The organism is Hymenobacter yonginensis (assembly GCF_027625995.1).
Lineage (GTDB): Bacteria > Bacteroidota > Bacteroidia > Cytophagales > Hymenobacteraceae > Hymenobacter > Hymenobacter yonginensis.
The window spans coordinates 135342-161144 of the sequence record NZ_CP115397.1 but is presented as its reverse complement, the minus strand read 5'-3'; the positions used below and the strand labels follow the sequence as shown (position 1 = coordinate 161144).

The window sequence follows — 25803 nt, the reverse complement described above, 5'->3', positions numbered from 1 at the left end:
GGAAAGGCGGGATGGTGGTTGATAAGCACTTCTTTGAAAATCTAGATAGCGCAGCTGCTCATCCCCGCAGTGTGAAAACGTTGTTCCTTTCCCGTAAGGGATTGCTACACTCCCCACCAGCATTCAGCAGTTAACCAATCTGGAAACGTTGATCGTTTCCGGCAACCCCCACCTAAACGTGGCAGACCTCATTTACAAAATTAAGGACCTGCGGAAGCTTAAAAGGTTAGATCTGTCCGCCTGCCAGCTAGATTCACTGCCCGTACAAGTAGGGCTATTGCAACACGTGGCGGTGCTGAACCTCTCCAACAATCACCTTACATCGCTACCCAATAGTATTAGAGACATGCACAGCCTACGCGAGGTCGTCTTCTGTCAGTATGAGGAGGAGTTTAGACAGTGGCCACGGGAGGAGAAACTACGAGCAGTCGCTTTGGTACCCCATGGTCATGTGATTTTACTCGATTGTTTTAGCGGCGTCCATGGTCGATACAGGCTGGGCAAGCTACGCGTAAAGGTCACCGAGCACAAGCTATGGCAATAGCCAACGGCGGATGACTCACCCCTCGTTTTGCTACTCGGACCGTTTTCCGGAACAGGATGCTCCCTGCCCTATTCTGCGCCTCATGCAGCACTACTTTGCCACGTGAATAAATTTTTCTCAGTCTTTATCTGGTTTATCGGGCTCTCATCGCTGGCATTTGTTGGCTACGCACTCTTACGCTACCTCGTGCCAGAAGCCCCGCCCAGCTCCGTCGTGTTGTTTGCTTCCTACAAATCCGGGGTGAGCGGCACAATGCTGGAATTTCGAGCCAACGGGACGTTTCGTTACGAGAGCGCGGCGTTTCTCTCCTCGGACGTAGTGACCGGCCACTACACGCGAACCGACAGCCTGATTCGATTAGACCAATTGCCGAAAACGGGGCTTCTCAAGAGCCTCTCGTTGCTGGTCAGGTACTCACCCAAGCACGATGCGTTGCATACCGGTAAATCGTTATGGCAGCTTAACCAAGCGGGGCGAGTCGATTCTTCTTGTGTCCACTTTACCGTGTACAACCTTGTGGCGCTCCCTGCGGCAAATTAACTCCTCCTATCTTTTAACGGGCCGTGTTCACCGACCCACCGTTTTCGTGAACACGTCTATCAATAATTAGTCACAGCTTGTAATCGAAGCGACCATTGGTGACGCGGATGGAATCGCAGCCCGGCTTGTAAAGTGTAAAGGCGAAAGTGCCGGAAACGATGCCAGCTTGCAGGTCCAGCCGCGTGATAGTGAGTGTGCCGCGGCGGTAAGTAAGGGTAGCATCAGTGCTACTCCAGTAACAGTTAGTCTTCCGGTCTAGAAAACTTGCGGCAGCAGTTGATGAGTTTTGAATAGAAAAAGTATTTGGGCTCTGTATTTCTTTTGCCCAGAGAGCAATGGTCTGGAAATCATTGCCCCCCTGACCAGAGATTCTGTATGTACTAATATTTAGTATTCCCCCGCTTGGAAATAGATCGTACGATACCGTGTAATTAGCTGTACCATCACTACCCTGCGGTGTCCATGGTTGCCCGTTGACGAGGCAGCCGAATGTGTTGGCGCCGGTTTGGGTGGCGGGGGGCAGCTGCTCTTCAGGCGTGGGGTCGTTGTCTTTGCACTTCGAGCACTGGGTGAGCAGCAGGCAAGCGGAGTAAAGCAGAAGTTTGCGCATGATTGAAAGTTAAAATGCTCCTTTCAGTGAACCGCTACTTGTGGGAGCTAGCTTGCCCTCTAAACCCACTACAATGTCCAGATTGAGTTCAGTAAACTGGTTCAATTAGCTAAGTACAGAAAACCGCACTAGCAAATGAGTTTCGTGAACCTATATTCTGCCCGTTCTGACGGCCGCTATTGCTGTCCTGAGGCTGTTATTATCCTCTCGACAATCTACTTTTCTCGGATCCTACCCTTGTATTGTTCCAACAGAAGCGAAATTAAGAAGAGGCCGGCAGCACCCCAGAACCACCCCCACGAGAAGCTTTTGCTTTGTGAAAACCGCATGTACACTAAAGGGACAAGGATTATCGATATGAGTGCAAATACGGCCATTTTTCTCATTTAAGGCAGGCGAAATAGATACATCGACGTGTCGAGTCGATGGCAAAGGTTAAGTATGGGAAGGTGTGAAATGTAAGTAAACGAGCGTTTCTTTACTGGCATGATTGACCGCTCAACCGGAGACTTGATTTTTGCCCTGTCGGTGCGTGTCTGCGTCGGCGATCAGCTAGAGACGGTTGCCTCTCTTGCGCTAGGCGAGGGCCATCAGGTGCAGGAGATGGGCACCGGGTGGACATGGTTGAGGGCTCAGAACGTACACAAGGAAAGTCAGTACTTCTCTGTTGGGTTTGCCTTTTATAACAACCGCTTAAGGCAAGTCCATTTGGTTTTTTCGCCCACCCGACTTGAATTATCCAGCAGCTGGGATACGTGGTCGGAAAGCGCCGAACGGCAGCGACTGGGGGAGTACAAGCAGTGGGTACGCGACGAGCTGGGACATGAAGGGCGTTTCCCATGGGGCACCGTGGAGGTTGTATATGACGCAAAAGGTGGCAGCAGTGGTATATCCCTCCGTTACGAATAGGAGCGTTGCCAAACTGCCGAGTAGGTTCAGCGAAACGGTCCTGGCTTAAACGCGCGCTGTTCGAAATAAGGAGTGAATTCTTTGCTCTTCTATGTCATACCGCGTTGCTTCCACTCGGTCGAGGCCTCGGCCTCGTACCGGATGAACTCGCGGCCATAGCCAGGCAGCCCAGAAAGAACCATTGGAAAAGGGCCCTGCCTGGGTACCGCCGCCGTAATGGCGCTCCAGCAACGGAGAAGTGAGGGGCACCCGAGCTATTTCACGCAGTCAACGGCATCCCAAGTTGTTAGCTATCTTTGGCAACTGCCTGTATAGCTAGGCCGCTTTATTCTTTTTAAACCGCTTTTTATCCTCCTTTTCTACCGCGCTTTTATGATTGGTTCTTATCTCCAGCGGCTGGTGCTACGCAGCGGCTTTATCGTCCTTGGCGCCTTCTCTCTCGCGGCGCTGCCCGCTGCCGCCCAGGAAGCGACCATCTCCGACTTGGGAGCGAGTTATTACCGGGGCTTTCGAACCGTGGAGGGGCAGGTGTACTTCATGCTGCGGCAGGAGCGCAACGTCTACGACCTGTTTCACCTCGAGGTATACGGCCGTAACCTGCAAAAGAAAGGCACCACCGACGTGCGCCTGGGCCGCAACTGGTACCAAGGCGATGCCCGCATGGTGGGCGACCAGGCCGTGTTTTACTTTTTCACCGGCAAAGAAGGGTTGTTACTGACCGTCGACGCCACGGGGCAGAAGTTCAAGGAAGTGCGCTTCCCGGCCAACGACGTATGGATGAGCCAGGCCGTGATTATGCCGGCCGGGAACGGTGATTTTTATCTGGCGTACCCCTTCGATTCCGGCAACACCGGTTACGCGGTGGCCCGCTACGGCCCGGATTTGAGCGTGAAGTGGAAAAAGGACTACGCCCCCGAGAAAGGCAAGTACCGCGTGCGCTTTGCCCAGGCCGATGCCGCCCACGTGTACGTCGTCGCCGACCACACCAAGGGCACCTTCGAAGTGGTGTGCCTGGACGGGCCCACCGGCGCCGAGCAACTGCACCAGGATCTGCCGGCCGAGGCCACGTCGCTCACACCCACCTTCGCCGGTCTCGGCTCGAACGGCCACCTGCTGTTGACCGGCACCTACGCGGAGACCGCGCAGAAAACGCCCCTGGTCTCTGTTTCTTCGGCCAACATGCCCCCGCGTGGCGGCTTGTTCACGCTGGCCCTGGGCCCCGATGGCAAGCCGGATTTTCTGACCCGCCTGAGCTACGCCCAGGACTTGGCCGGCAAGCTCAACACCCGCTCCACGTTGCCGCAGTTTACCGTGGGCGAGACACCCGGCGTGAAGGTGCACGCCTTCCTGCCCCGGCCGGGTGGCGGCTACGCGCTGCTGGGCGAAACCTTTAAAACCTTCAGCTTCACCGACCCGCAGTACGAGGCGGCGGGCGGGGTGCGGGCCCCGGGCCTGAACGGCACGGCGGGCCCCGGCCCCCTGCGCCGCGACATCCTTGACTTCGTCGTGTTCCAGTTTACGGCCCAAGGACAGCTGGAATCGCTGCGGCGCATTCCCAAGCCGTACAAAATTTACAGCGACCAGGCAGTAGGCGGGGGCGGCAACGCCGAGTTCAACAACAAAACCGTGTACGCCTACCGCTTTCTCTACCAACGCGACCCGGCGAAGCTGCCCGAAGTGGTATTCTTCAACTGGCACCAGGGCTTGCTCTACGTCAACAGCCTGAAGCCGGCCACCGACGCGCGCGACAACCTTTTCACCCGCCGCTACCTCGACCAACCCGCCGTGCCCGGGGGACCCGACCTGGGCGAGCTCACCGTGCGCACCTACTCCAACGACATCGCCGGCGCCATCGACTACGCCCCCGCCGCGCTCTTCTTTGACGAAGTACTGCCGCACGCGCCCGGCAAGTTTCTCTACAGCCACTACGATCCGGCCACGTCCCGCCTGCACCTGCAAGTGCTGGACGTACCCGGCAACTAGCGAAGGACTACCTGCTTGATCTATTCCGGTTTATTGCCTGCTTCTCTATCATGAAACCTCCTATCCGCCTCTTCTTTCTGGCTTTCCTAGCCGTACTGCTGCCCTTGGCCAGCCAAGCCCAACAGATGCAGGAAATTCGCGGCGTGCCCCAGCCGCCCCAGGTGCTGCCACTCGACGATCAGGGCTACGCGTTGTTCTACCGCAGTGAAGCGGGAGAAGAGGGGCAGGACATCTATGCCCTGCGCCTGCTCGACCCCGCCCTGAACGTGCGGCACCAGTATGCGTTGCCCGTGCCCGTGGGCGCCGCGATGCTACCCCGCCTGGACGGCAAGACGACGTTTGCGCTGCCCTTCCATGACCAGAGCGCGGCCCGGCTGTCGCTCTACACCTTTAATCCGCAAACCGGGGCCCAGCTCCGCCGTGATCTGGTGGCCGAGCCGGACCGTCGCCGTGTGCCCACCGGCCGTCCCCTGATCGCCATGACGCCCACGGAGGGGTTCTGTCTCGTGCAACCCTTCCGCCGGGACACGGCGGGCTACACGGTGACGGTGCTCGACAAAGACCTCAAAACCCAGTGGTCGCGGATGTATTTCCCCGCCGACTTGCGCCAGCACGTGCCCCTGCAAGTGGCCGTGAGCAAGGACCTCATCACCTTGGTGTTGTCTGATTCCTACACCGTGAACCCCAACACGCCCAAGCAACGGGGCGTCACGGACCTGGCCGTGCTGGGCCTGGACCGCGGCACCGGCAAGATGCTGTTCCGCACGCCAGTTCGCCAGGACAAGTTCACGCTCCTGCCCACGCAGCTGCTGCCCCTGGCCGACGGCCGCGTGGTGGCCGCCGGCGTGTATACCCAGCCCCAGGCCACGCGCCGGGACAGCGTGCTGGGCGTATTCATGACGGCGTACCGCGCCGACGGGCAGGCCGTTGCCCCTACCCTGACGCCCTGGGCGGAACTAGCCGCAGCGACCGGAGAGCCGGCGCTGGGCCGCCGCCTGTACGAGGGCAAGGGCAGCTTCCGCCTCCTGGAGCTGCTGACCACCACCGGCGCCGACGCCACGCTGGTGGCCGAATACGGTGCTGCGCAGCCGGGCCCGTTTGTGGTGCTGACCTACCCCGCGGCGGCCGGGGGGGCGGCCACCGTCTACCCGGTGGCGCGCACCTTCAAAACCCTTGGCACGCCCGCTGAGCAGCGCCTGAGCAGCTACCGTGGCGTCATTGGCCGGCAGGGCGAGCCCACCCTGGTCTACACCGGGGTAGAGGGCAACCAGGCTTATGCCTACGCCACGGTGCTCGCCAACACGCCCACGCGCTCCGCCACGCGCGCGCTGACCGAAGCCGAAAAGTTGCCCGAGCTGCCGGCCTACTCGGCCACACCGCCCATGGCCAGCAGCCCGGCCCTGGACCGGCTGACCGGCCGGCTTGGTTCGCTGCAGCAGAAGCTGAACACCGGCGTCGAAGCCGTGAACAAAGCCGTGAACGGTCCGCAGGGTCCGCCCGTGGTGAACTATCAGCCTGACCAATTGGCCAATTTCGTGGTTGGTCCCCGCGGCCAGGTGTTGGTGTACCGCTACGAAATCAGCCGCAAGATGCTGCGCTACCAGCTCCAGCCCCTGAAATAAGGGCGTGCTTAGAAAACGGAATAAGTAGTATGTTAAGGGAAACGAGCGTAATTTTCTCGTCTCTCTTTTTGCGCCCTCGCTTCTATGCACGTGTGGTATTCTCAATTCGCGTGGGCCCGTTTGTTGGCCGCAGCTGCAGGGGTAACCCTGCTCTGGGCGTGCGCCGGGGGGCGTCCGGCCCGATTGCCTTCCCCGGCCACGCCGTTGGCCGTGTACGGCGACACGCTCCGGCTCGGGGCCTTCACCGCCGGGGACACGCTCTACTTCAGCTATCCGATGTACTACGCCCACGCGGCGGCCGTGCACTACGGCGTCCGCGTCGTGGCGCGCGGCGATTCCGTGCACGCCGCGCAACTGGTCTACCCCACCGCCGAAACGGCTGTGTGGGAAGGCTCTGCCGGCGCGGCGGCGTTCTACCGCCGTTACCGCCCGCAGGCTCGGGTGCTGGCCCAGAGCCACCGGCCGCGGGTCCGCCAACTGGCCCAACTTGATAACGTGCTACGGCGCATTTACCACCACACGGCCGTTGGTACGCACTTTCCCGCGGACCTGTACGCGCTGGAGTGGGGCGCCCGCTGGTCGGTGGTCGACGACCGCTCCAATGGCTTGCACGCCCACCGGGCGGTGCAACAGGTGCTGGGCCTGCCGCTACAACCCATATGGCTGGACCGCAAGCCGCGCATGGACTAACACCCCTGGCCAGAAGTTGAAACCAGAACCCCTAAAGGTTTAGTGAAACGGTCGGAAAGTAAACGAGCGTATTCTTGGAAGATAATCTCTCTTGGTAAGGTGTTATGGAGTACCCCGCCGTTCCCGGTGAATTCATGCGTTGGTTCAAATACCACAGCGAGCGACATTTTGCCGAACTACAGCTGGACGTCGAGGCCTACGGGCTACAGCACCAACCAGGAACGCACTGGCGGCCGGGGTTGACCGAGCCCGCACTCGAGGCGTTTCAAGCGGCCTTGGGATTCGATTTTCCGGAAGAATTGCGAGCCTTTTACCGGGTCATGAATGGTACGACTGTGCCGGGGGTCAACGTGTACGGGGAATGCGGCACCCCCTATGACTTTGCGCCCATCTATTTTTCTTACCCCGAACACCTGCCCTACATCCAGCAGCGCATTGCGGAACTCTTGGCCATCAAGGGCCTCACCCTTGACCGGATGAAAGAAAAGGCCATCCCCTTTATCTTCCCAATCAACGACTTTTATTTTCTAATTATCGACCGGAAGACAAATCCGGTGTATTTCCTGACGCCGGTTTCCCCGACGCGACGCAATCCGCAACCCGATGTTTACGGCTCGCTCTGGACGGATACGCTTCAGGGCTGGCTAATAAAAGACGCCTTCGCCCGAACCACCCATGTGAATGACGCGGAGGAGTTTCCAGACCGAGAACGAAACCCCAACTATTGGACCAGCGAAGAGGAAGCCCGATGAGCGTTGCGTAGCATTCCAATTCAATCAAACGGTCAGAATCGCTTAAATGAGGGGTTTCTTTACCTAAACTATAAGCGCAAAAAGGGATGAGATATTTTTTGTTGGTGTTAGCGTGTCTATTGAGCCTATCGCTGCTGGGTTGGTGCTTGCTATGGGCTATGGCGTATGCTAGTGGCCACAATATTCCCGTCGAAACAGACTATTTCTTTGCTGCAGCAATACTGGCTAATGTTGGATTGCTATGGCTCGTCGTGGCGTGGATACGCAGAGGCAAACGTACAGAAATGCAACAGCAGGAAGAGACGTCGTAGCGACTTGCCCAAGCCCACGGCATTTACCGGCGTGGACCAGCCGTCCCATAACCTTGCGACAGGACGGGTTTAATTAAACGGTGATTCGAGTAGTAGAGCTACTTTTTCAAACTCAAAGTCTGGACGCAATTACTACTCGCTGCTTAGAAATCGCTGCCTTAAGTTTTTTAACTCTTTTAAGGAAGTTCGTTTAAACGTGGTGGTGGTTTTGAAGTAGCCTTCGGGTTTATCCGTGACGAGGACCTTGACTAAGCGTGTCGGCGTGAGATCCAGTATGCGTTCGCGGTAGACATTGGCGCTATCGAAGACGATCAAACTATCTCCGAATGCTCGGTAAGAATTCTCGTCGAGTATGTTCCCATAGACGAGATGGAGCGCTTTATGGTCCTTCGTGTACATGTGGCCGTTGGCCCCTGGCTTTACCTCTACGACGTTGCTAAAGGGCGTGCTGTCATTGCTGAGCTGGCCTTCGATATAAACAGTTTGCAAATACCACACGCCAAGAATCGAGGGCTTCTCCCTGGGGGTGGCTAGCGTATGCTCCAACCCAACCTGATCGGCTGGGCTCGCGCTTTTGCAAGCCGACAGTAGTAGCGAAACGCTCCACAATGCTCCCCTGACAAGTTCATATATTCTCATGCGGCAATGATAACCGCAAATCGTCGGGCTTTAGAGTCGATAGCGCTAAGTATTTCATTCAAGAAAACGGTGGTTCAAGCAAGGGAGCATTTAGATTGGTACTAGGTCGCGGTAACGTGCGCTTCAGTCTTGAAATTGAAACGCAATGGGACCGGTGCCCAAGCTGTCGGTCAACCGCTGGAACTGCGCGGGCGTGAGGGGTTTGCTGATTAAGGCCTGAATGGCGGGGTCCCCAGGGTCGGTATTCCGGTCATTGCGGACGGCAAACCAATAGTAACGGGGCCCGGATTGGATAAACACGTACCCGGCTTTGTGGCCGACCCGGGAAACGTCTTGAAAACGGTCATAGTCTACACCGTTAGGGCCCCGGTAAAAGAGGCTGTAGCCGGCCCCTGACGGGTCATGGGCGACGTAATACGGGCCGTAAATGGGCGTTTCTCGGGTGAAGAAGTCCATGCAAGCCGACAAGCTGCTACCGAGCACGAAGAGCAGCAGCCATACTACGGCATATCGGGTCGCCACCCAGCGGTGGCCAGCGGAAAAGCTGTTTAGAAAGCGCATGGCGCAAGCTACCTCACTGGGCTTAGGAAAACGGTCGGATTCGCCAAAACGAGGCTTATTGTTGGAGCCTTTTCAAGTAAAAGTGAATAGCGGACAAGGCGCCCACACAATGGCGGTCCCAGTGCGCGTCAAAATCAAACTTGAATTGCCACAACGCATTTTCCTGACAGTCAGGTTGGCCTAACTGGAAGACCAAGAGAGCATTGCGAACGTCTTTGTAGATATCCCCTACATCGTCCAGCAAGTCACCGCAAACCGGGGTGTGCTCCATGTCGTCGAGGGGGTCAAACACTAGCCAGTAATAGCGGGCTTCTCCCAACCGCTCCGCGATGCTGGAAAGGGTCGCCTGAAAGGTAGTGGCGGCCAAGGGGTCGTCATAGTCCTGTTCCGATTGCAGGTCAACCCACGGCAAGGCAGATGCAGCATCATACAAGCTGACCAAGTACCGACGAGTTGCCAGCAGAAAGTCCTGCGGCAGACCGGGCTCCGGTTGCTCGATGAAGGCACAAAAGGCCACCGCGGCTTGGTAGTAGGCCGTAAAGGTTGGGGCTTTGAGAATCTCTTCGGTAGACTGTTGGCGGTCCATAATGCCAGTTCAAGAAAACGGTCCGAAGGTAGACGAGGCCCTACTCGACTTCGAGAATAAAACCGGGTACGTCTTGCTCGGCGTCCCGAAACGTTTGGAGCACTCGTTCCGCGTACTGACCCAGGTGTTCTTGGCTTTGGGCAAAGTCCTGCCACACCACGGTTAACGGAACATCAACACACCTGATACAGTCCCACAGTGCATCCAGATTTTCCCCGTAATAATCGGGGAACGAGAGCTTCTGTTTGAGGTGGGCGTGTAATACCGGCTCGCTCGTCATCTCGGCCCCTGATAGAAAAATTTTCATCTCGGAAGTTACTGAACAGCGTTCATCTCAACGGTGGTCAAAGTTGCCGCATTATCAGATAATGTAATTGACCCTACAACTACCCTCCAAAAAACGGTCGATTTCTGGACGCTTGCAGTACCCGCCTCCACGGCCCCAGAAACACGGTTTTTCAGGGCCGTTTTTGTCATCCTTTTTTGGACGCCTAGTAAATACGTATTTTGGTTAACGTGACTCGACTTCTCGGACAGCTTTTATGATGTTGGCGTTACATAGAAGAAGTGCTGATCATTGGGCCTATCAACTTGATACAACCACCTCTTCTGCAGCAGTGCAGAAATGCCTTGTTTAATGTGCGTGTAGGAGAGGTCCGCTTTGGGGTAGTTCCACTTGATGAACATTTCGATGCGCCATAAATCAACGCCTCTACAGTCACCCTGCGAGTCAAAATCGACATCTAGTTCAAGAACTTTGGTTTTGAAGTGGCAGCCAATGCCGTGAAAACCAAAGCTAATCCCCTTTGTCTTACCACTCATGCCCATGCGGGCCGTACGCTCCGCACGCGAGACGCGGGTAAAATCGAGCTGAAACTCCTCCCGTAAGAAGCGGCAGAGCCGGTCCGCTTGTTTTACCCACTCTTCTACATAGGTGAAGAGCTGCTGCTCCGACGCCGTTAAGGGCTCACGCGCAACCGGTAGCCCTGGCCGTGGACGCAAAGCACGAGCTAGGATTGGATCTGGCTCCAGGGATTGAATAACAAACTGCCCAATCGCTTCTTGCTGCGCGGTCCCAAGTAGCAGTAAGTCTCCCACCTGAAGCCTTTTCCTCACTTCATCGGCTATTTTTAGTTTGGCTGCTTTCGTTTCCCCCAAGACTAGCGGGCCATCAGGTAAGCTATTTACCGTTAGCGTCGCCAGAACCGAGGCTCCTACTCGCCAACAGCAGCAACCAAAGTCCTCCTCTAACCGAGGCAAAGGTTGCAGTCGGACAGGAGGAGGCGACACATAAGAAAGGGCACCTTGTAGCAGCATCTTTTTGAGAAAATACCAAGAGCCACCAACTTACTTTATTTCACCCATACCTCGAAAATGTTGCTTTACATAAGACTAGATAAGTGATACCTTGAAAAAGTGGCGGTTTTAGCCTCCTTGCGCGGCTTGGTACCGGCGTGGTACTTCGCTAATATTGTGAAGCTTCCACCCTATTCTTGATTTTGCTTAGCGGGCCAGAAATAGGCCCTATTGATAGCTGAACAAGTGCGTTAGTTTAACCTCACCTTTTCCATCCTGGTAGACGGTTTTTGTAAGCTGATGCTGGGCATTGTAATACCACTGGGTGCGGCTGACCAGAACGCCTTTTTCTGAGGACGTTTCCTTCGATTTAACCTGGCCGTTATCGTCGTAGTGGTACGTGGTGGTGTACTGGGGCCAGTAGCCTTTATTCTCGGGCTTAAGATGGCTTGGGCTGCCATCCGCTTCGTTGTACCAAGTACGAGTGCGGCGATGACCACCCGGGAAGTAGGCAATTTCCTCTACCCAAATCAAGCGCTGCCGGTCATAGGAGAAATGCTGACTGACGCGCCCCAGGCTATCGTAGACCCAGGTGTAGCGGTTTTGGGACGAGTAGTGCAACTTGGGGGCATAATAGCTTACCAGCCTGCCCTGCGCATCATAGGCGTAGTTGATGACGCTGGTCTTCTCCCAGGTGCGACGTTTTCGAAAATCAGAATCGACCAGAATGCAGCCGCCGGGCCTTCCATTGCCCTTATCCATGTTTTTCTTCTGGCGACGCTCAGAAGTAAGACGCTCCTCCCGCGTTAGTCGGTTAAGATGGTCGTGGAAATAGCGTGTCTTGATCTGGTCGCCTCGTTCATCAGTCTCAAGGCGCTCAACCAGCATCGTATCCCGGTAACGGGACTGTTCCGTGCCCGTGCTCGCCATGTATTCATGCGATAGCCGGTACTTGCTGTATTGTTCCTCCAATACCCGACCATTTTGGTGATAGGTGCGGGTAAGAACCAGTTGCCGGGCCGTACTATCCACTCCCAAGTACTGATACACTTGGCATTTTGCAGGCCTGGCCACCTCGCGGCCCACGGGCTTCGGGTCGTCGTTCTGGTTGGCACTTGCGGAACCCAAGGCCTCAACAGCCTGCGCGAACAGCATTATCAGAGTTAGAGAATTCACCATTATCCATTATAAGGACAGCAAGGTGTAGAATATTCGAGAAGCTAAGGTAGAATAGGTTTGCCTTATGTGCTGAAAATCACGGTTCACAACAGGTTAAAGTTGCTTACATACCTATTCCACCTCCTCGGCTGTACTGCTGCTCAGCCTAGTGGAGGCACTGCTGAGCTATCTGGCGCTACGCCTCCTGCTCCAGTTGCTGATTGAGTTCCTGCACCAGCTCATGGATGTGTCTCGTCTTTGAAGCCGTATAACGTTTTCTGAACGGTGGTGTACAGATGTGACAAGATCGGGTGGAAAAGCAGGTATAACATGCTATAAACGTTCTTTTACAGGGCTTTACACACCCTGCCTTGCTGGGCCCCGACATACCAAAGGCCGCCCGGGCCGCACCGTTCACTACGGATTGGGGCAAGTTCGCTCACGCCAGGGGGGCGTTCAGGTGCCCAAATGTGCCGTTCGGTTTTTTCAGCAGCATTTCTGAAAAACTACCGGCAATTTACGGCGCACCCGCCCGCTATGAAAATACCCGTCCCGCCTTCCGAATCCCCCTCCGCTGCCGATCGGCGTCTTGCCGAGCTTGAGGCGGAGCTGGCCACGCTGCGCGCTGTGGCCGCCGTCACCGAGCACAGCCCCAACCTGCTGATCCGCCTCGATGCCGCCGGCACGCGTGCGTACGCCAACGCGGCGGCCTGCGCCTTCGAGCAGCAGCTGCCCGCCGCGGCGGCAGCCGAGTTGCAGGCCCGTCTGCGCGAGCAGGCCGCGGCCTGTCTGGCGGCGGGCCACGCGCTACGCACGGAGCTGGGCAGCGGCGGCCGCTACTTCACGCTCACGGCCTGCCCCGAGCCCACCACCAACTCTGCCACGCTCTACTTCACCGACATCACTGAGCACTATCAGGCCGAGCAGCTAGTCACCCAGCAGCGCGACTTCTTCCAGAGCGTGCTCAACGAGCTGCCCGGCGACGTGGCCGTGTTCAGCGCCGAGCACCGCTACATCTTCCTGAATCCGGCCGCCATCAAGAACCCTGAAATCCGGACCTGGATTGTGGGCAAGGACGACTTCGAGTACTGCGAATACCGCGGCTTCTCGCCCGAGCGCGCCATGGGTCGGCGGCAGTACTTCACCCAGGCCCTCACCTCGCGCACCGAAGCAGCCTGGGAAGAGGAGCTGCGCCTGCCCGAAGGCACCAAGTATTTCCTGCGCCGCTTCCTGCCCATCTACCGGCCCGACGGCACCCTGAACTTCATGCTCGGCTACGGCCTCGACATCACCGACCGCCGCCGCACCGAGGAGCTGCTGCGCGAGAGCGACGAGATGCTGCGCGAGCAGCAGGCCTTCCAGCAGCTGGTGCTCGATGTGATTCCGGCCGCCGTGTACGTGCGCGACCAGGGCCGCACCACCTTCGCCAACCGCGCCATGCAGGAGCTCAACGAGCTGGCCCGCGGCCAGACCAAGCGCGTACGGCAGAACCCCAAGGGGCAGGAGGCCCGCGAGGTGGCCCACTACGCCCAGGTGGACGCCCAGGTGCTGGCCAGCGGCCAGGCCGTGCGCAGCGAAGACTCCCTCACGCTGGCCAACGGCGAAGTGCGCTGGTTCCAGACCGTAAAATGCCCCTTCCCGCGTCCCGACGGCACGGTGCTGGTGCTGGGCGCCAGCACCGACATTACGGCCAGCAAGGAAGCCCGCCTGCGGGTGGAGCGCAGCGAAAAGCGCTACCGCGACCTGCAGCACTACGCCTTGGCCCTCATCTACACCCACACCCTCGACGGGCAGATGCTGACCGTGAACCCCGCCTGCGCCCAGCTCATGGGCGTGCCGGCCGAGGTGCTGGCCGCCGGCCGCCTGGCCCACGCCCTGGCCCCGCCGCTGCGGCCCCGCGTCGAAAACTACCTGCGCACGCTCAATACCGAGGGCGAGGTGCGCGGGGTGGTGCGCGTGAGCACCGCCGCCGGCCAGACGCACTTCGTGCTTTACCACAGCCACCGGGTGCAGGAAGCCGGGCAGGAGCCCTACGTCATCGGTTACGGCCAGGATATTACCGACCGGGTGCTGGCCGAGCAGGAGCTGAAGCGCGCCAAGAAGGTGGCCGAAACCGCCGCCCAGGCCCGCACCACCTTCCTGGCCAACATGAGCCACGAGATCAGGACGCCGCTGAACGGGGTGCTGGGCATGGCCGCGCTGCTGGCCAAAACCAAGCTCACCGCCGAGCAGCACGAGCAGGTGGCCATCATCCACTCCTCGGGGCAGCACCTGCTGGCCGTCATCAACGACGTGCTCGATGTGGCCAAGATTACCTCCGGCAAGCTCGAGCTGGAGCAGACCGCCTTCAACCTCTGCGACTCGGTGGGGCAGGCGGTGGCGCCGCTGGCCCAGCAGGCCCGGCAGCGGGGGCTGGAGTTTCGGGCCGAGCTGCCCGGTGCCGACTGTCCCTGGGTGCTCGGCGACCCGTTCCGCCTCAATCAGATTCTACTTAACCTGCTCAGCAACGCCATCAAGTTCACGCACTACGGGGCCGTCACGCTCAGCAGCCGGCTGCTGGCCGACAGCGCCGATAAGGTCACGGTGGAGTTCCGGGTGTCGGACACCGGCATCGGCATCCCGGCCGACAAGCTGGACTACATCTTTGAAAGCTTCACCCAGGCCAAGGCCGACACCGCCCGGCAGTTCGGGGGCACGGGTCTGGGCCTGAACATCAGCCGGGCCTTGGTAGAGCAGTTTGGCAGCCGGCTGGTAGTGGAATCCACACCCGGGCAGGGCAGCACCTTCTGCTTCAGCCTCACCCTGCCCAAAGCGGCCGCGCCGCTGAGCGTGACGGCTCCCATGCCCCAGGACGGCGCCCTGGAGGGCCTGCGGGTGCTGCTGGTGGAAGACAACACCATCAACCGGCTGGTGGCCCGCCAGATGGTGCAGAGCTGGGGCGGCCACGTCGATGAGGCGCCCGACGGCCTGGTGGCTCTGGAGCTGTTAGAGAAAAACCGCTACGATGTGGTGCTGATGGACATTCAGCTGCCGGGCATGAGCGGGCTCGACATTACCCGGCACATCCGGCAGCACGCCGATGCTTCCCGCGCCGGGGTGGCCATCCTGGCCCTCACGGCCAACGCCTACCAGTCGGATATGCAGCAGTACCTGGCCGCCGGCATGAACGACTGCCTGGCCAAGCCCTTCGATGAGGCCGAGCTGTGCCACAAGCTGCAGGCTTTGCGCCCGGCCGCCGCCATGCTCTACGACCTGAGCAAGTTCCGGGCCCTGGCCCACGGCAACGCCGACTTCGTGCCCGACATCATCCGCTCATTTCTGCACGATATCCCGCCCAGCCTAAACCAGCTGCGCGAGGCCGTAGCCAGTGGCCGCTGGACCGAGGCCCGCCGGCTGGTGCACTTCATCAAGCCCAACCTGGAGGCCCTGGCCGTGGCCGGCACTGCCCCGCTGCTCGCCGAGCTGGATACCATCAGTCCGGTAACCCTCGAAAACCCTGGCCCCATGCTGGAGGTAGTCGGGCAGCTGACGGCCGCCGTGGGCATGGTGCTGGAGCCACTGGCCCGGGAGCTGCCGGGGTAGGGTAGGGGCGAGGCTGCAGCGCGGACTTGGTAGTTCGCGCTACAAACTGCGCAGCCGGGCCATCAGGGTCTGCTCGTAGCTTTTGCCGATGGGCACCTCGAAGCTGCCGAGCTGCAGGTGGCCATCGGCTACGCTGTCGATGAGTCGGGTATTGACCATGTAGGAGCGGTGTACCCGCAGGAAGTGGGCGAAGGGCAGCTGCTCGTCGAGGGCCTTGAGGGTTGCGTGCACGATATGCTTGCGGGTGGCCGTGACCAGCGTGCAGTAGGCCGACATGGCCTCGATGTAGAGCACCTGGTCGAAGTCCAGGCGCAGCAGCTTGTTGTTAGTGCGGATGAAGAGGGAATGGTCGTCGGCGTGCAGGTCGGTGGTGGCAGGAGCAACGGCGGCGTGGCTGGCCAGCCGCTCCCGCACCCGGGCCACGGCCTGCAGGAAGCGGGCGTATTCGAGGGGTTTGAGCAGGTAATCGGTTACGCGCAGCGCGAAGGCATCAACGGCAAACTGGGCGTGCGAGGTCACCAGCACTACTTCCGGGCCGGGCGTGGGCAGCAGCTTCACCAGCTCCAGGCCCGTGAGCTGGGGCATCTCGATATCGAGCAGCAGCAGGTGGGGCAGGGGCTCCTGCTCCAGCAGCGGCAGCAACGCCACGGGGTCGGCCAGGGAGGCCTGCACCTCCAGCCCCTCCGTGATGCGCACGAACTGCTCCAGCGTGAGCCGGTTCATGGTGTTGTCATCGACAATAACGCAGGTAAGTGGGGTAGGAGCGGGCATAGGTTGGGCGACAGGCAGGCGTGACGCTGATAATTATGCCCCATGATACGGATAAGTCGGCAATCGGCCCGCCGGCATCCCCTGGGCCAGGCGCTTCGGCTACCGTTGCGCCCCATTCGGATACGTGGGCGGCGGTTTCAGTAAATACTCCGGCAGGCAAGCCGCAAGGCAGGCAACTTCAGACAGGCAGTGCAGCACATCAGTCCGCTGCCTGTCCTGCCCGCGCCGAGTCCCGTTTCCCACACCTAGCCTGCCCTACTCATGTACCATTCTACCCCCGCCGCCCCTGCGTGCGAAGACAACGCGCCGCTGTACCATTTCGCCGCCCTGGGCCGGCTGGCCAACGCCCCCGCCTTCGTGCGCGAAATCAAACAGGTGTTTCTGCAGGACACGCCGGCCCGGCTGGCGGGCCTGGAAGCGGCTATTGCCGCGGCCAACTGGGGCCTGGTGGCCCGGGAGGCCCACAGCCTCAAGTCGATGATGGGCCTGCTGGGTTTGCGGCAGTCCATGCACCTGCTGCGGCAGATGGAGCAGGCCGCCGACTCGCGCCCCGCCCAGCAGCACATGCCCATTTGGCTGCGGAGTTTGCGCCTGTCGGTGGCCCCGGTGCTGCTGGCTCTCCACAATGAGCTACGCGCCGGCAGCTGCGCAGCGAGTCAGCTAGAACCGGCCTGAGGCACGGAAAGCGGCCATTCAGCTTCGTTTTCACCTGATTCAGTGAATAGTCCGGCTTCCGCAGGGAGGCCGGGGTAGGTTCGTAGCCGATAGCCGCCGTCAGCAGTACGGTTTATTTCAACCTCCGCCCCATGAACCAGCAAAACATCATCATGCTCTGCCAGCAGGACTGGAGCCTGCCGCTGGGCACCAACGCCCGCAGCCTGGCCTGGGAACTGTCGGCCCAAAACCGGGTGCTCTACGTGAACCTGCCGCTGGACCTGCACACCGTGGTGCGTGGCCTGCGGCGCGGCCAGACCAGGCAGCACTGCCGCCGCTTGCTGGGCCGTACGCCCAGCCTCGAGCAGGTGAGCCCCGGCATCTGGGTACTCACGCCCGCCTGCCTGGCTCTGTCCATCAATTGGGTGCCCTGGGCCTGGCTGTTTGCCCTGCTCAACGGCCTCAATGCCTGGCTGCTGGCCCGCAGCATCGGGCGTGCCACCCAAGCCCTGGGCTTTCACGACGCCACGCTGTTGGTGGATGGCATCATCTTCCCAGCCACCGAGCTCAAGCGTCGGCTGCGGCCCGCCCGCTTCGTGTACTACCTGCGCGACTACATGCTCACCGTGCCCTACTTCCGGCGCCACGGCCCCGCCGCCGAAGCCTGCCTGCTAACCCAGGCCGACGTGGTGGCTACCAACTCGGCCTACCTGGCCGACTACGCCCGCCGGCACAACCCCTGGAGCTACGACATTGGGCAGGGCTGCCAGCTGGCTAGCTACCAGCCCGCCCTCGATTACGCCGAGCCCGCCGACCTGGCCGCCGTGCCCCACCCGCGCCTGGGCTACACCGGCTACCTCACCACCGTGCGGCTGGACCTGCCTTTGCTGGAGCAGCTGGCCCGCCAGCGCCCCGACTGGCACCTGGTACTGGTGGGGCCCGAGGACGAGGACTTCCGCCGCAGCGCCCTGCACCAGCTGCCCAACGTGCACTTTCTGGGCAACAAGCGGCCGGAGCTGCTGCCGGCCTACGTGCAGCACCTCGAGGTGTGCCTCAACCCCCAGGTGGTGAACGAGGTGACCCAGGGCAACTACCCGCTCAAGATTGATGAGTACCTGGCCATGGGCAAGCCCGTGGTGGCCACCCACACCCGCACCATGGAGCTGTTTGCCGACCACGTGGCCCTGCCCCGCAACGAGGCCGGCTGGCTGGCCGCCCTCGAAGAAGCGCTGCAAAACCCGCAGCCCGAACGCGCCGCGCGGGGCATGGCCTTCGCCCGCAGCCACACCTGGGCCGCCAGCGTGGCCCGCCTCTACGCCGCTTTGCATCTGACCAGCTCCCTGTCCGTTTCTGCCACGCCTGTTCCTGCTACGCACCATGCCTGCTAAAATCCGAGTACTCCAGACCATCCGCCAGGGCCGCATCGGCGGGGGCGAAACCCACGTGTTCGACCTCGTGCAGGCCCTCGACAAAAGCCAGTTTGCGCCCGTGGTGCTGGCCTTCACCCCCGGCCCACTCGTGGACCGGCTCACCGAGCTAAACATTCCGGTGCACGTCATCGAAACCGAGGTGCCGTTCGACGTGCGCTGCTGGGGCCGGGTGCAGCGGCTGCTGCGAGAGGAGCGCATCGACCTGGTGCATGCCCACGGCACCCGGGCCCAGTCGAACACGTTTTGGGCAGCGCGGCGGCTGGGGCTGCCGCTGCTGTACACGGTGCACGGCTGGTCGTTTCATCCCGACCAGAGCCCGCTGCACCGCCGCTACCGTCAGCTCAGCGAGCAGCTGCTGATGGCGCAGGCCGCCGGTACCATCTGCGTGTCGGATAGCAACTTCCAGGACGGCCGCGCCTTCAGCCGCATGGAACGGGCCACGGTCATCAAAAACGGCATCGACCCCAGCCGGTTCCAGCCGGCGGCCGAGGCCGGCTTCCGGGCCGAGCTGGGCGTGGGACCCGACACCGTGCTGGTGGGCTGCGTGGCCCGCCTCACGGCCCAGAAAGACCCGCTGACCCTGATTCGGGCCGTAGCCGCCCTGCCCGCCGACCTCGACGTGGTGGTTGTGCTGGTGGGCGACGGCGAGCTGCGCGCCCCGGCCGAAGCCCTGGCCCGGCAGCTGGGCATGGCCAAGCGGGTGCGCTTCGTGGGCTTCCGCCAGGACGTGCCGGCCGTGCTGCGCGCCCTTGACATCTACTGCCTACCCTCGCTCTGGGAGGGCCTGCCCATCGGGGTGCTGGAGGCCATGGCCTGCGGCCGCCCCGTAGTGGCCACGGCCGTGGACGGCACCCGGGAGCTGCTAACCCACGGCCACAATGGCTGGCTGATTCCGCCCGCCGACCCGGCCGCGCTGGCCGCCGCCCTGGCCCACTTGGCCGCCCGGCCCGTGCTGCGGGCGGCCCTGGGCGCGCAGGCCGCCCACACCGTGCAGACCGGCTTCAGCGTGCAGGGCATGACCCGGCAGGTGGAGCAGCTCTACCGCCGCCACGCCGCCTGACCCCGCGTTTTTCGCCCTGCCTGATTGCCGCCCCGCTACCGCTACTACCTCACCTTTTGCAACTCATTTTTCATGAAGAAGAATCTACTTATCGTTGATGATGAGCCCGCTATGCAGCTCATTCTCACCCGCTACTTCAGCGCCGACTACACCGTGGTGACGCAGGCCAACGGGGCGCTGGCCCTGCAGTGGCTCAATGCCGGCCACGCCGTGGACGCCATCGTGGCCGACTACCAGATGCCCGTGATGGACGGCCCCGCCTTCATCGAGCAGGTGCGCCGCCACCCCCTGCACCGCCACGTGCCGCTGCTGGTGCTCTCGGGCAAAGAGGAAACCAGCAGCAAAATCCAGTGCCTGCGCCACGGCGCCGACGACTACCTGGTAAAACCCTTCAACCCCGAGGAGCTGGAGCTGCGCCTGCGGGTAATGCTGCGCCGCATGCCCCGCGACTAACGCCGCACCCCCGCGCCACCCTTCGCTAAACCAGAAAAGCTATGCAGATACTCTTACCCACCTCCGCCATCGAAACCAAAGCCAACGTCATACTTGACGCCGGCAGATACACTTTCCGCGCCTCCGTGCTCAAGCGCGTGCTGGACGTGACGGTGGCCGCTACGGCGCTGCTGCTGCTCGCGCCGCTGCTGCTGCTGGTGGCCCTGCTCATCCGGCTTGAGTCGCGGGGGCCGGTGCTGTACCATTCGCCCCGGGTAGGGCAGGGGTACCGGGTGTTCCGGTTCTGGAAATTCCGCTCGATGCGCGTGGATGCCGACCAGCTGCTAACCAGCATGCAGGGCCGCAACCAGTACGCCGCCGCTACGACTGGCTCTGCGGCCCCAGCGGCGGCCGGGGCCGGCTGTCCGGGCTGCGGGGCCGCGGCGGGGGCCTGCGCCAGCGTGCTGATTGATGGGCAGGGCCAGCCGGTGTGCGAGGCACTGCACCGCCGGCAGCGGCAGGCCCGGGGCGCGGCCACCTTCGTGAAGATTGCCAACGACCCGCGCATCACCCGGGTGGGGCGCTTCATCCGCAACACCAGCATCGACGAGCTGCCCCAGCTCTGGAACGTGCTCTGCGGCGACATGAGCCTGGTGGGCAACCGCCCGCTGCCGCTCTACGAGGCCGAAAAGCTGACCACCGACCAGGCCGCCGCCCGCTTCATCGCGCCGGCCGGCCTCACCGGGCTCTGGCAGGTCAGCCGGCGCGGCAAGGCGGGCGGCCTGTCGGAGCAGGAGCGCAAGGAGCTCGACAACGAGTACGCCCGCTGCCACAGCCTGCGCACCGATTTCGGGATTCTGCTGCGCACCATCCCGGCTTTATTTCAACAGGAAAACGTCTGATTGCCATGAACAAGGCCTTGCTACTCTTGCTGCTCCCGCTGCTGCTGGCGGCCAGCCGGCCGGCGGCAGCCCAGGTATCGGCGGCGGTGCCGTCGGGCGGGCGCGGCGCTGGCCAGCCTGCTTCGGCTGCGCAATCCGCCTCGGCAGCGCCGCTGGCCCCGCGCGCTGCCTGGGAAGCCCGGTTTTTCGACGCTCCGGAGCTCACGCTGCCTGTGCTGGTGGAGGCGGCCGTGCGCCGCTCGGCCGAGCTCAAGGCCCTGGGGGCCGAGCGGGCCATGGTGCGCGAGGATTTGCAGATGGCCCGCAAGGCCATTCTGGGCAGCGTGCTGCTCACCAACAGCATCGGCTACGGCAACATCGCCAACGTGGCCCTGGCCGACCAGAGCGTGGCCGCCGTGCGCACCGCCAACTCGGCCCGCCACTACGCCACCGGCCTCAACTTCAACCTGCCCCTCGACCGCCTCCTGAATCGCCCCCACCAGATTGCGCGCCAGAAGCTGCAGGGCCAGCGCTTCGAGCACCTCGAGCAGGCCCAGCGCGACGCCATCCGCCAGCACGTCATCGACCTCTACCAGGCCGTGCTACTGGCCCACCGCGTGCTGATGCTGCGCCAGCAGAGCTACGTGAATGCCCAGTTGAATGCCCAGCTGGTGGAAAAGCAGTTCCGAACCGGCGAAGCCACCCTGGCCGACCTGGCCCTGCTGCAGGACCGGTTCATCAACGCCAGCATTGACCGGGAAAGCGCGGCCAGCTCCTACACCACCGCGCTGTTGCAGCTGGAGGAGGCCGCCGGGGCCAGAGTCGCCGATTTACTTGCCCAGCCATGAGCCTGACCGATGCCCTGCGCCAGCTCTGGCGCTACCGCTACGCCCTGTTGGGCGTGCCTCTGCTGCTGGCGGGAGCCATCTTCTTCTTCACCCGCCACGAGAAGAAGGTGTACGCCTCGGAGATGACCATCTACACCGGCATTGCCTCGGGCTACACGCTGAGCGGCAACGCGGAGAGTGACTTTTTCTCGACCAGCAACGCCTTCGATAACCTGCTCTCGCTCATCAAGTCGCGCGAGACGCGGGAGGAGGTGGCCTGCCGCCTGCTGGCCCACCATCTGCAGCTCGGCGACTCGCTCGATGCCCAGCTGCTGAGCTGGAATTCGCTCAGCCACCTGCACGAGCTGCTGCCCGCCCCGCTGCGGGCCCGCCTCACCGGTCCCGCGCTGCCCGAAACCCTGCGCCGCGTGCGCGCCTACGCCGCCGCCAACGACGACAACGAACTCTACCGCCTGCTCAACTCCCACGACGACGTGTACTCGGTGGAAGCGCTGGGCCGGGTGGCGGCCGCCCGCATCAACTCCAGCGACCTGATAAAGCTCGAATACGAGGCCGGCGACGCGGCCATCTGCCGCTACACCCTGCAGCTGACCATGCAGGTGTTCAGCGAGCAGTACCGCGGCCTGCGCGTGGATCAGACCCAGGCCGTGATTCACTACTACGAGCGGGAAACCGACAAGGCCCTGCGCGCCCTGAGCGCCGCCGAGCGTCGCTTTCTGGCTTTCAACCGCGACAACGACATCATCAACTACTACGAGCAGACCAAGTACATTGCCGGCGAGCGGGAGTACCTCAACTCCGACATCAACAAGATTGAGATGCAGTACGCCGCCGCCCGCGCCGCTTTGCGCGCCGTGAACGGCAAGCTGGCCGGCCGGGCCGCCGCCATCCTGAGTTCGGGCGAGCTGCTGGGCCAGCGCCGCCGCCTCGAAGCCCTGCACGTCGAGCTGGCCAACCAAGAGGTATTTGCCCGCCAGCGCGAGGGCAGTCCCTCGGCCGTGGTGCCGGCGCTGCAGGCCCAGGTGGCGGCCACCACCGCTGCCATGCACACCACCCTCACCACCCACTATGCCCAGGTGGGCACGGTGGAGGGCATGCCCAGCAAAAGCCTGCTCGACGAGTGGCTGCAGAACCTGATTGCGGCCACCGAAAACGAAGCCAAGCTGGCCGTGATGCAGAAGCGCAAGGGCGAGTTCATGGCCGAATACCACAGGATGGCCCCGCTGGGGGCCACCCTCAAAATCATCGAGCGGGAAATCGACCTGGCCCAGAAAACCTACCTCGTGCTCCTCAACCACCTCAACGATAGCAAGGCCTCGCAGCAAAACAACGAGCTGACCACCGAGCTGAAAGTGGTGGCCCCGGCCTTCCGGCCCCTGCACCCCAAGAGCGGCAAGCGCAAGCTGCTGCTGGCGGGCGGCGCGTTCGGGGGCTTCTTCTTCGTGGCGGCGCTGGTGCTGGGCGCGGGCCTGCTCGATGGCCGCCTGCGCAAGCCCTCGGTGGCCGCCCGCCACACCGGCCTGCCGGTGCTGGGCGTGCTGCCCATGCCGCTGGCCCCCGTGCCCGCCCCCAACACCCACGACCAGGCCAGCCTGCACCACCTGGCCCGGCAGCTGCTGCGCCAGCGCGGCAGCGCCACGCCGGGCCAGCCTTTTGTGGTGGCCGTGGCCAGCCCCCGCCGCCACGAGGGCAAAACCAGCCTCACGCAGGCCCTGGCCGCCCGCTGTACTGCCCTGGGCCTGCGCACCGTGGCCCTGTACCCCGCTGGTACAGCCTTCGCCCCGGAAGCCGTTGAGTCCGGCGCTACCCTCTACGATGCTGCCCTGGCCGCCGTGCAGCTGCCCGCTCTGGCCGCCCTGAGCCCTGCCGCCGCCACCGCTGAGCTGGTGCTGCTGGAGCTGCCCGCCCTGCTCGAAGACGACTACCCCGTGACGCTGCTGCCCCAGGCCCAGCTGGTGCTGCTCACCCTGCGCGCCGACCGCACCTGGGAACCCAAAGACCAACAGGCACTCCAGGCCCTGCGCTCCGCCACCGCCGCCCCGGTGGAAGTGGTGCTTACGGGCGTGGATGCGTTTGACGGCCGGGAAATTCTGGTCTGATGCGCGGAATGCTCAGCATGACGTTCAGGATTCTACGCTGATTCAATTACCCAATGACCTTCCTCACTTCAACTGCTTTGCACGCGACCCGCAGCCCCTGGCTGCTGGGGCCGGTAGTGGCGGCGGCCACGGTGGCGGTGGGCTGGCTCACGAGCCGGGTGGGGGTGCTGGTGCCACTGGCCCTGGTGGGGCTGCCGCTGGCGGTATTCGGGCTGGTGGCGCTGTTTCGGATGCCGCGGCGGGGGGTGCTGGCGTTTATCGGGTACTGCTTTCTGGTGATGACCATCAACCGCCACTTCCGGGGCGTGCCGTTTGGGCTGGGCATTGATGGGATGCTGGTGCTTACGTGGGTGGCGGTGCTGTTTCACAGCTCGCGCACGGTGGTACAGTGGGGCCGGATTCGCAACGATCTGTGCTACCTGGGGCTGGCCTGGTTTGTCATCAACCTGCTCGAAGTGGCCAACCCCGCCGGGGCCAGCCTGGCGGGCTGGTACTACGAGATGCGCGGCACCACTTTCTATTGGGTGCTGAGCGTGCCGCTGGCCATGCTGCTGTTCTACCGGCTGCAGGATTTACGGCTGTTTCTGGGACTGGTGCTGGGCTTTTCGGTGGCCGGGGCGCTGTACGGCCTCAAGCAGAAGACTATCGGCCCCGATGCCGCCGAGCAGCTCTGGCTGGCCTCGGGGGCAGCCAAGACGCACGTGCTGTTCGGGGTGTTGCGGGTGTTTTCCTACTACAGCGAGGCAGCCCAGTTCGGCGCTTCGCAGGCGCACATTGCCGTGGTGAGTCTGGTGCTGGCCGTGGGGCCGTTCCGGTGGTGGAAGCGGATGCTGTTTGGGCTTACCGCCGCGCTGTGCCTGGAAGGAATGCTGATTTCGGGCACCCGCGGGGCCCTGTTCGTGCTGGTGGCGGGCGTGTTTATGTGGCTGGTGCTCAGCAAGCAGCTCAAGGTGCTGGTGCTGGGCGGGCTGCTGGCCGGCGGCGCGTTTGGGGTGCTCAAGTACACCACCATCGGCAACGGCAACGCCAGCATCGTGCGCATGCGCACCTCCCTCGACCCCAACGACGCCTCGCTGCAGGTGCGCCTGCGCAACCAAGCTAGGCTGCGCGAGTACCTGGCACCGCGGCCCTTCGGGGGCGGGGTGGGCAGCATCGGTATGTGGGGCGAGAAGTACAATGCCGGCAAGTACCTCTCCACCATCGCGCCCGACAGCTACTTCGTGAAAATCTGGGCCGAGTACGGCATCGTGGGCTTCGTCATCTGGCTGGGCATGATGCTCTACATCCTGGGCAAGAGCTGCGGCATCGTTTGGCGCACCCGCAACCCCCGGCTGCGCCAGATGCTGCTGGCCCTCACCGCCGGCTACTTCGGCGTGCTCATGGGCAGCTACGGCAACGAGGTGATGAACCAGATGCCCACCGCCATGATCGTCTATCTGGGCTGGGCCTTCGTCTTCCTCGGCCCCACGCTCGATACCCCGCGGAAGCCTGTGGGGCAGGAGGGGTGAGCAGGCGAAAAGAAGCCGGCTTATGGCCGGGCTGGACGCGCTCAGCCATCGCCAAGGCAGACTTCGGCTTTTCTTAAGGCTGCTGACTCAGGAGCAGGGTAAGGTCAATGGAAGCGGGCGCCGGCTCGTGGCCGAATAGGCGCAGCACCTGCTTGACCTTGTTCAGCCGCAGGGTGCCTTTCCCCTGTTCCAGCTCGCGCACAAAGCGCAACCCTACGCCGGCCTTAACGGCCAGGTCAGGCTGGGACAGCTGTAACAGCTTGCGACACTGCTTGACCAAGGCGGATAAAGCAGTGGTCAGGAGGATACCCGTTCGGGGATAACTTAACAGGCAAAG

At 62.0% G+C, this 25803-nt stretch carries 25 protein-coding genes; 16 read left to right on the top strand and 9 right to left on the bottom strand.

The genetic code is table 11. The annotated features are described in order from the left end of the window. Positions 1-178: 178 nt before the first annotated feature. Both O9Z63_RS21225 and O9Z63_RS20715 read left to right on the top strand, forming a co-directional pair. Entirely contained in the window at positions 179-544 is a 366-nt protein-coding gene (locus O9Z63_RS21225) for a hypothetical protein (RefSeq protein ID WP_408613944.1), read from the top strand. Between the two features lie 102 nt (positions 545-646). Further along, entirely contained in the window at positions 647-1084 is a 438-nt protein-coding gene (locus tag O9Z63_RS20715; protein WP_270129357.1) for a hypothetical protein, read from the top strand. 70 nt (positions 1085-1154) lie between these two features. Here O9Z63_RS20715 and O9Z63_RS20710 read toward each other — a convergent pair whose 3' ends face one another. Further along, the gene (locus tag O9Z63_RS20710; protein ID WP_270129355.1) at positions 1155-1694 is read right to left on the bottom strand and encodes a DUF6252 family protein; all 540 of its coding nucleotides are present in this window, start codon (positions 1692-1694) and stop codon (positions 1155-1157) included. Positions 1695-2180: 486 nt separating this feature from the next. Here O9Z63_RS20710 and O9Z63_RS20705 point away from each other — a divergent pair, with 486 nt between their 5' ends. The 5 genes from O9Z63_RS20705 (at position 2181) to O9Z63_RS20685 (ending at position 7650) form a co-directional block, all read left to right on the top strand. After that, complete coding sequence (locus O9Z63_RS20705; RefSeq protein WP_270129354.1) at positions 2181-2603, top strand: hypothetical protein; 423 nt, start codon at positions 2181-2183, stop codon at positions 2601-2603. Between the two features lie 372 nt (positions 2604-2975). Next, positions 2976-4586: a hypothetical protein gene (locus O9Z63_RS20700; protein WP_270129353.1), complete on the top strand. Its 1611-nt coding sequence runs from the start codon at positions 2976-2978 to the stop codon at positions 4584-4586. A gap of 50 nt (positions 4587-4636) precedes the next feature. Next, positions 4637-6208, top strand: a complete 1572-nt coding sequence (locus O9Z63_RS20695; protein WP_270129351.1) for a hypothetical protein — start codon at positions 4637-4639, stop codon at positions 6206-6208. Between the two features lie 183 nt (positions 6209-6391). Further along, positions 6392-6898, top strand: coding sequence for a hypothetical protein (locus tag O9Z63_RS20690; RefSeq protein ID WP_270129350.1), 507 nt, complete (start codon positions 6392-6394; stop codon positions 6896-6898). 104 nt (positions 6899-7002) lie between these two features. Further along, positions 7003-7650: an SMI1/KNR4 family protein gene (locus O9Z63_RS20685; protein ID WP_270129348.1), complete on the top strand. Its 648-nt coding sequence runs from the start codon at positions 7003-7005 to the stop codon at positions 7648-7650. Between the two features lie 443 nt (positions 7651-8093). Here the strand turns inward: O9Z63_RS20685 and O9Z63_RS20680 are convergent, their stop codons facing one another. The 6 genes from O9Z63_RS20680 to O9Z63_RS20655 form a co-directional block, all read right to left on the bottom strand. Next, entirely contained in the window at positions 8094-8507 is a 414-nt protein-coding gene (locus tag O9Z63_RS20680; protein WP_270129346.1) for a hypothetical protein, read from the bottom strand. A 216-nt stretch (positions 8508-8723) separates the two neighbouring features. Further along, entirely contained in the window at positions 8724-9161 is a 438-nt protein-coding gene (locus O9Z63_RS20675) for a hypothetical protein (protein ID WP_270129344.1), read from the bottom strand. 55 nt (positions 9162-9216) lie between these two features. Continuing rightward, entirely contained in the window at positions 9217-9747 is a 531-nt protein-coding gene (locus O9Z63_RS20670; protein WP_270129343.1) for a DUF5063 domain-containing protein, read from the bottom strand. Between the two features lie 40 nt (positions 9748-9787). Beyond that, the gene (locus O9Z63_RS20665; protein ID WP_270129342.1) at positions 9788-10054 is read right to left on the bottom strand and encodes a barstar family protein; all 267 of its coding nucleotides are present in this window, start codon (positions 10052-10054) and stop codon (positions 9788-9790) included. Between the two features lie 233 nt (positions 10055-10287). Beyond that, positions 10288-11064 (bottom strand): DUF6896 domain-containing protein, encoded by a 777-nt coding sequence (locus tag O9Z63_RS20660; RefSeq protein ID WP_270129341.1) that lies wholly within the window; start codon positions 11062-11064, stop codon positions 10288-10290. Between the two features lie 207 nt (positions 11065-11271). Then, positions 11272-12198 carry an RHS repeat domain-containing protein gene (locus O9Z63_RS20655; protein ID WP_270129340.1) on the bottom strand — a complete coding sequence of 309 codons (927 nt, stop codon included), beginning with the start codon at positions 12196-12198 and terminating at the stop codon, positions 11272-11274. Between the two features lie 540 nt (positions 12199-12738). On the opposite strand from O9Z63_RS20655, the gene O9Z63_RS20650 reads away from it, so the two are divergent. After that, positions 12739-15783, top strand: coding sequence for a PAS domain-containing hybrid sensor histidine kinase/response regulator (locus tag O9Z63_RS20650; protein WP_270129339.1), 3045 nt, complete (start codon positions 12739-12741; stop codon positions 15781-15783). Positions 15784-15822: 39 nt separating this feature from the next. Here the strand turns inward: O9Z63_RS20650 and O9Z63_RS20645 are convergent, their stop codons facing one another. Continuing rightward, on the bottom strand, positions 15823-16554 hold the full coding sequence (locus O9Z63_RS20645) for a LytR/AlgR family response regulator transcription factor (protein WP_270129338.1): 732 nt from the start codon (positions 16552-16554) through the stop codon (positions 15823-15825). A gap of 261 nt (positions 16555-16815) precedes the next feature. Between O9Z63_RS20645 and O9Z63_RS20640 the strand changes: the two genes are divergently transcribed. From O9Z63_RS20640 to O9Z63_RS20605, 8 genes are all read left to right on the top strand, one after another. Next, positions 16816-17229 carry an Hpt domain-containing protein gene (locus O9Z63_RS20640; RefSeq protein WP_270129337.1) on the top strand — a complete coding sequence of 138 codons (414 nt, stop codon included), beginning with the start codon at positions 16816-16818 and terminating at the stop codon, positions 17227-17229. Positions 17230-17360: 131 nt separating this feature from the next. Beyond that, the gene (locus O9Z63_RS20635) at positions 17361-18596 is read left to right on the top strand and encodes a glycosyltransferase (protein ID WP_270129336.1); all 1236 of its coding nucleotides are present in this window, start codon (positions 17361-17363) and stop codon (positions 18594-18596) included. Next, entirely contained in the window at positions 18586-19698 is a 1113-nt protein-coding gene (locus O9Z63_RS20630) for a glycosyltransferase family 4 protein (RefSeq protein ID WP_270129335.1), read from the top strand. The genes O9Z63_RS20635 and O9Z63_RS20630 overlap by 11 nt, the downstream gene beginning before the upstream one ends. Positions 19699-19770: 72 nt before the next feature. Next, a complete protein-coding gene (locus O9Z63_RS20625) occupies positions 19771-20151 on the top strand; it encodes a response regulator transcription factor (protein ID WP_270129334.1) in 381 nt (126 codons plus the stop codon). Positions 20152-20192: 41 nt separating this feature from the next. Further along, a complete protein-coding gene (locus O9Z63_RS20620; protein WP_270129333.1) occupies positions 20193-21032 on the top strand; it encodes a sugar transferase in 840 nt (279 codons plus the stop codon). Positions 21033-21037: 5 nt separating this feature from the next. Beyond that, a complete protein-coding gene (locus O9Z63_RS20615; RefSeq protein ID WP_270129332.1) occupies positions 21038-21859 on the top strand; it encodes a TolC family protein in 822 nt (273 codons plus the stop codon). Next, positions 21856-23958, top strand: coding sequence for a GumC domain-containing protein (locus O9Z63_RS20610; protein WP_270129331.1), 2103 nt, complete (start codon positions 21856-21858; stop codon positions 23956-23958). The genes O9Z63_RS20615 and O9Z63_RS20610 overlap by 4 nt, the downstream gene beginning before the upstream one ends. Positions 23959-24011: 53 nt before the next feature. Beyond that, a complete protein-coding gene (locus O9Z63_RS20605) occupies positions 24012-25466 on the top strand; it encodes an O-antigen ligase family protein (RefSeq protein ID WP_270129330.1) in 1455 nt (484 codons plus the stop codon). Positions 25467-25539: 73 nt separating this feature from the next. On the opposite strand, the gene O9Z63_RS20600 is transcribed toward O9Z63_RS20605, so the two are convergent. Next, complete coding sequence (locus tag O9Z63_RS20600) at positions 25540-25767, bottom strand: type II toxin-antitoxin system Y4mF family antitoxin (protein WP_270129592.1); 228 nt, start codon at positions 25765-25767, stop codon at positions 25540-25542. Positions 25768-25803 lie beyond the last annotated feature (36 nt).

Bases quoted from the DNA above. Each gene is read 5' to 3' on its own strand.
- O9Z63_RS20655 (WP_270129340.1), bottom strand. From the start codon at position 12,198: ATGCTGTTCGCGCAGGCTGTTGAGGCCTTGGGTTCCGCAAGTGCCAAC.
- O9Z63_RS20705 (WP_270129354.1), top strand. From the start codon at position 2,181: ATGATTGACCGCTCAACCGGAGACTTGATTTTTGCCCTGTCGGTGCGT.
- O9Z63_RS20635 (WP_270129336.1), top strand. From the start codon at position 17,361: ATGAACCAGCAAAACATCATCATGCTCTGCCAGCAGGACTGGAGCCTG.
- O9Z63_RS20605 (WP_270129330.1), top strand. From the start codon at position 24,012: ATGACCTTCCTCACTTCAACTGCTTTGCACGCGACCCGCAGCCCCTGG.
- O9Z63_RS20625 (WP_270129334.1), top strand. From the start codon at position 19,771: ATGAAGAAGAATCTACTTATCGTTGATGATGAGCCCGCTATGCAGCTC.
- O9Z63_RS20685 (WP_270129348.1), top strand. From the start codon at position 7,003: ATGGAGTACCCCGCCGTTCCCGGTGAATTCATGCGTTGGTTCAAATAC.
- O9Z63_RS20610 (WP_270129331.1), top strand. From the start codon at position 21,856: ATGAGCCTGACCGATGCCCTGCGCCAGCTCTGGCGCTACCGCTACGCC.
- O9Z63_RS20645 (WP_270129338.1), bottom strand. From the start codon at position 16,554: ATGCCCGCTCCTACCCCACTTACCTGCGTTATTGTCGATGACAACACC.
- O9Z63_RS20675 (WP_270129344.1), bottom strand. From the start codon at position 9,161: ATGCGCTTTCTAAACAGCTTTTCCGCTGGCCACCGCTGGGTGGCGACC.
- O9Z63_RS20615 (WP_270129332.1), top strand. From the start codon at position 21,038: ATGAACAAGGCCTTGCTACTCTTGCTGCTCCCGCTGCTGCTGGCGGCC.
- O9Z63_RS20700 (WP_270129353.1), top strand. From the start codon at position 2,976: ATGATTGGTTCTTATCTCCAGCGGCTGGTGCTACGCAGCGGCTTTATC.
- O9Z63_RS20670 (WP_270129343.1), bottom strand. From the start codon at position 9,747: ATGGACCGCCAACAGTCTACCGAAGAGATTCTCAAAGCCCCAACCTTT.
- O9Z63_RS20695 (WP_270129351.1), top strand. From the start codon at position 4,637: ATGAAACCTCCTATCCGCCTCTTCTTTCTGGCTTTCCTAGCCGTACTG.
- O9Z63_RS20660 (WP_270129341.1), bottom strand. From the start codon at position 11,064: ATGCTGCTACAAGGTGCCCTTTCTTATGTGTCGCCTCCTCCTGTCCGA.
- O9Z63_RS20650 (WP_270129339.1), top strand. From the start codon at position 12,739: ATGAAAATACCCGTCCCGCCTTCCGAATCCCCCTCCGCTGCCGATCGG.
- O9Z63_RS20640 (WP_270129337.1), top strand. From the start codon at position 16,816: ATGTACCATTCTACCCCCGCCGCCCCTGCGTGCGAAGACAACGCGCCG.
- O9Z63_RS20710 (WP_270129355.1), bottom strand. From the start codon at position 1,694: ATGCGCAAACTTCTGCTTTACTCCGCTTGCCTGCTGCTCACCCAGTGC.
- O9Z63_RS20665 (WP_270129342.1), bottom strand. From the start codon at position 10,054: ATGAAAATTTTTCTATCAGGGGCCGAGATGACGAGCGAGCCGGTATTA.
- O9Z63_RS20620 (WP_270129333.1), top strand. From the start codon at position 20,193: ATGCAGATACTCTTACCCACCTCCGCCATCGAAACCAAAGCCAACGTC.
- O9Z63_RS20630 (WP_270129335.1), top strand. From the start codon at position 18,586: ATGCCTGCTAAAATCCGAGTACTCCAGACCATCCGCCAGGGCCGCATC.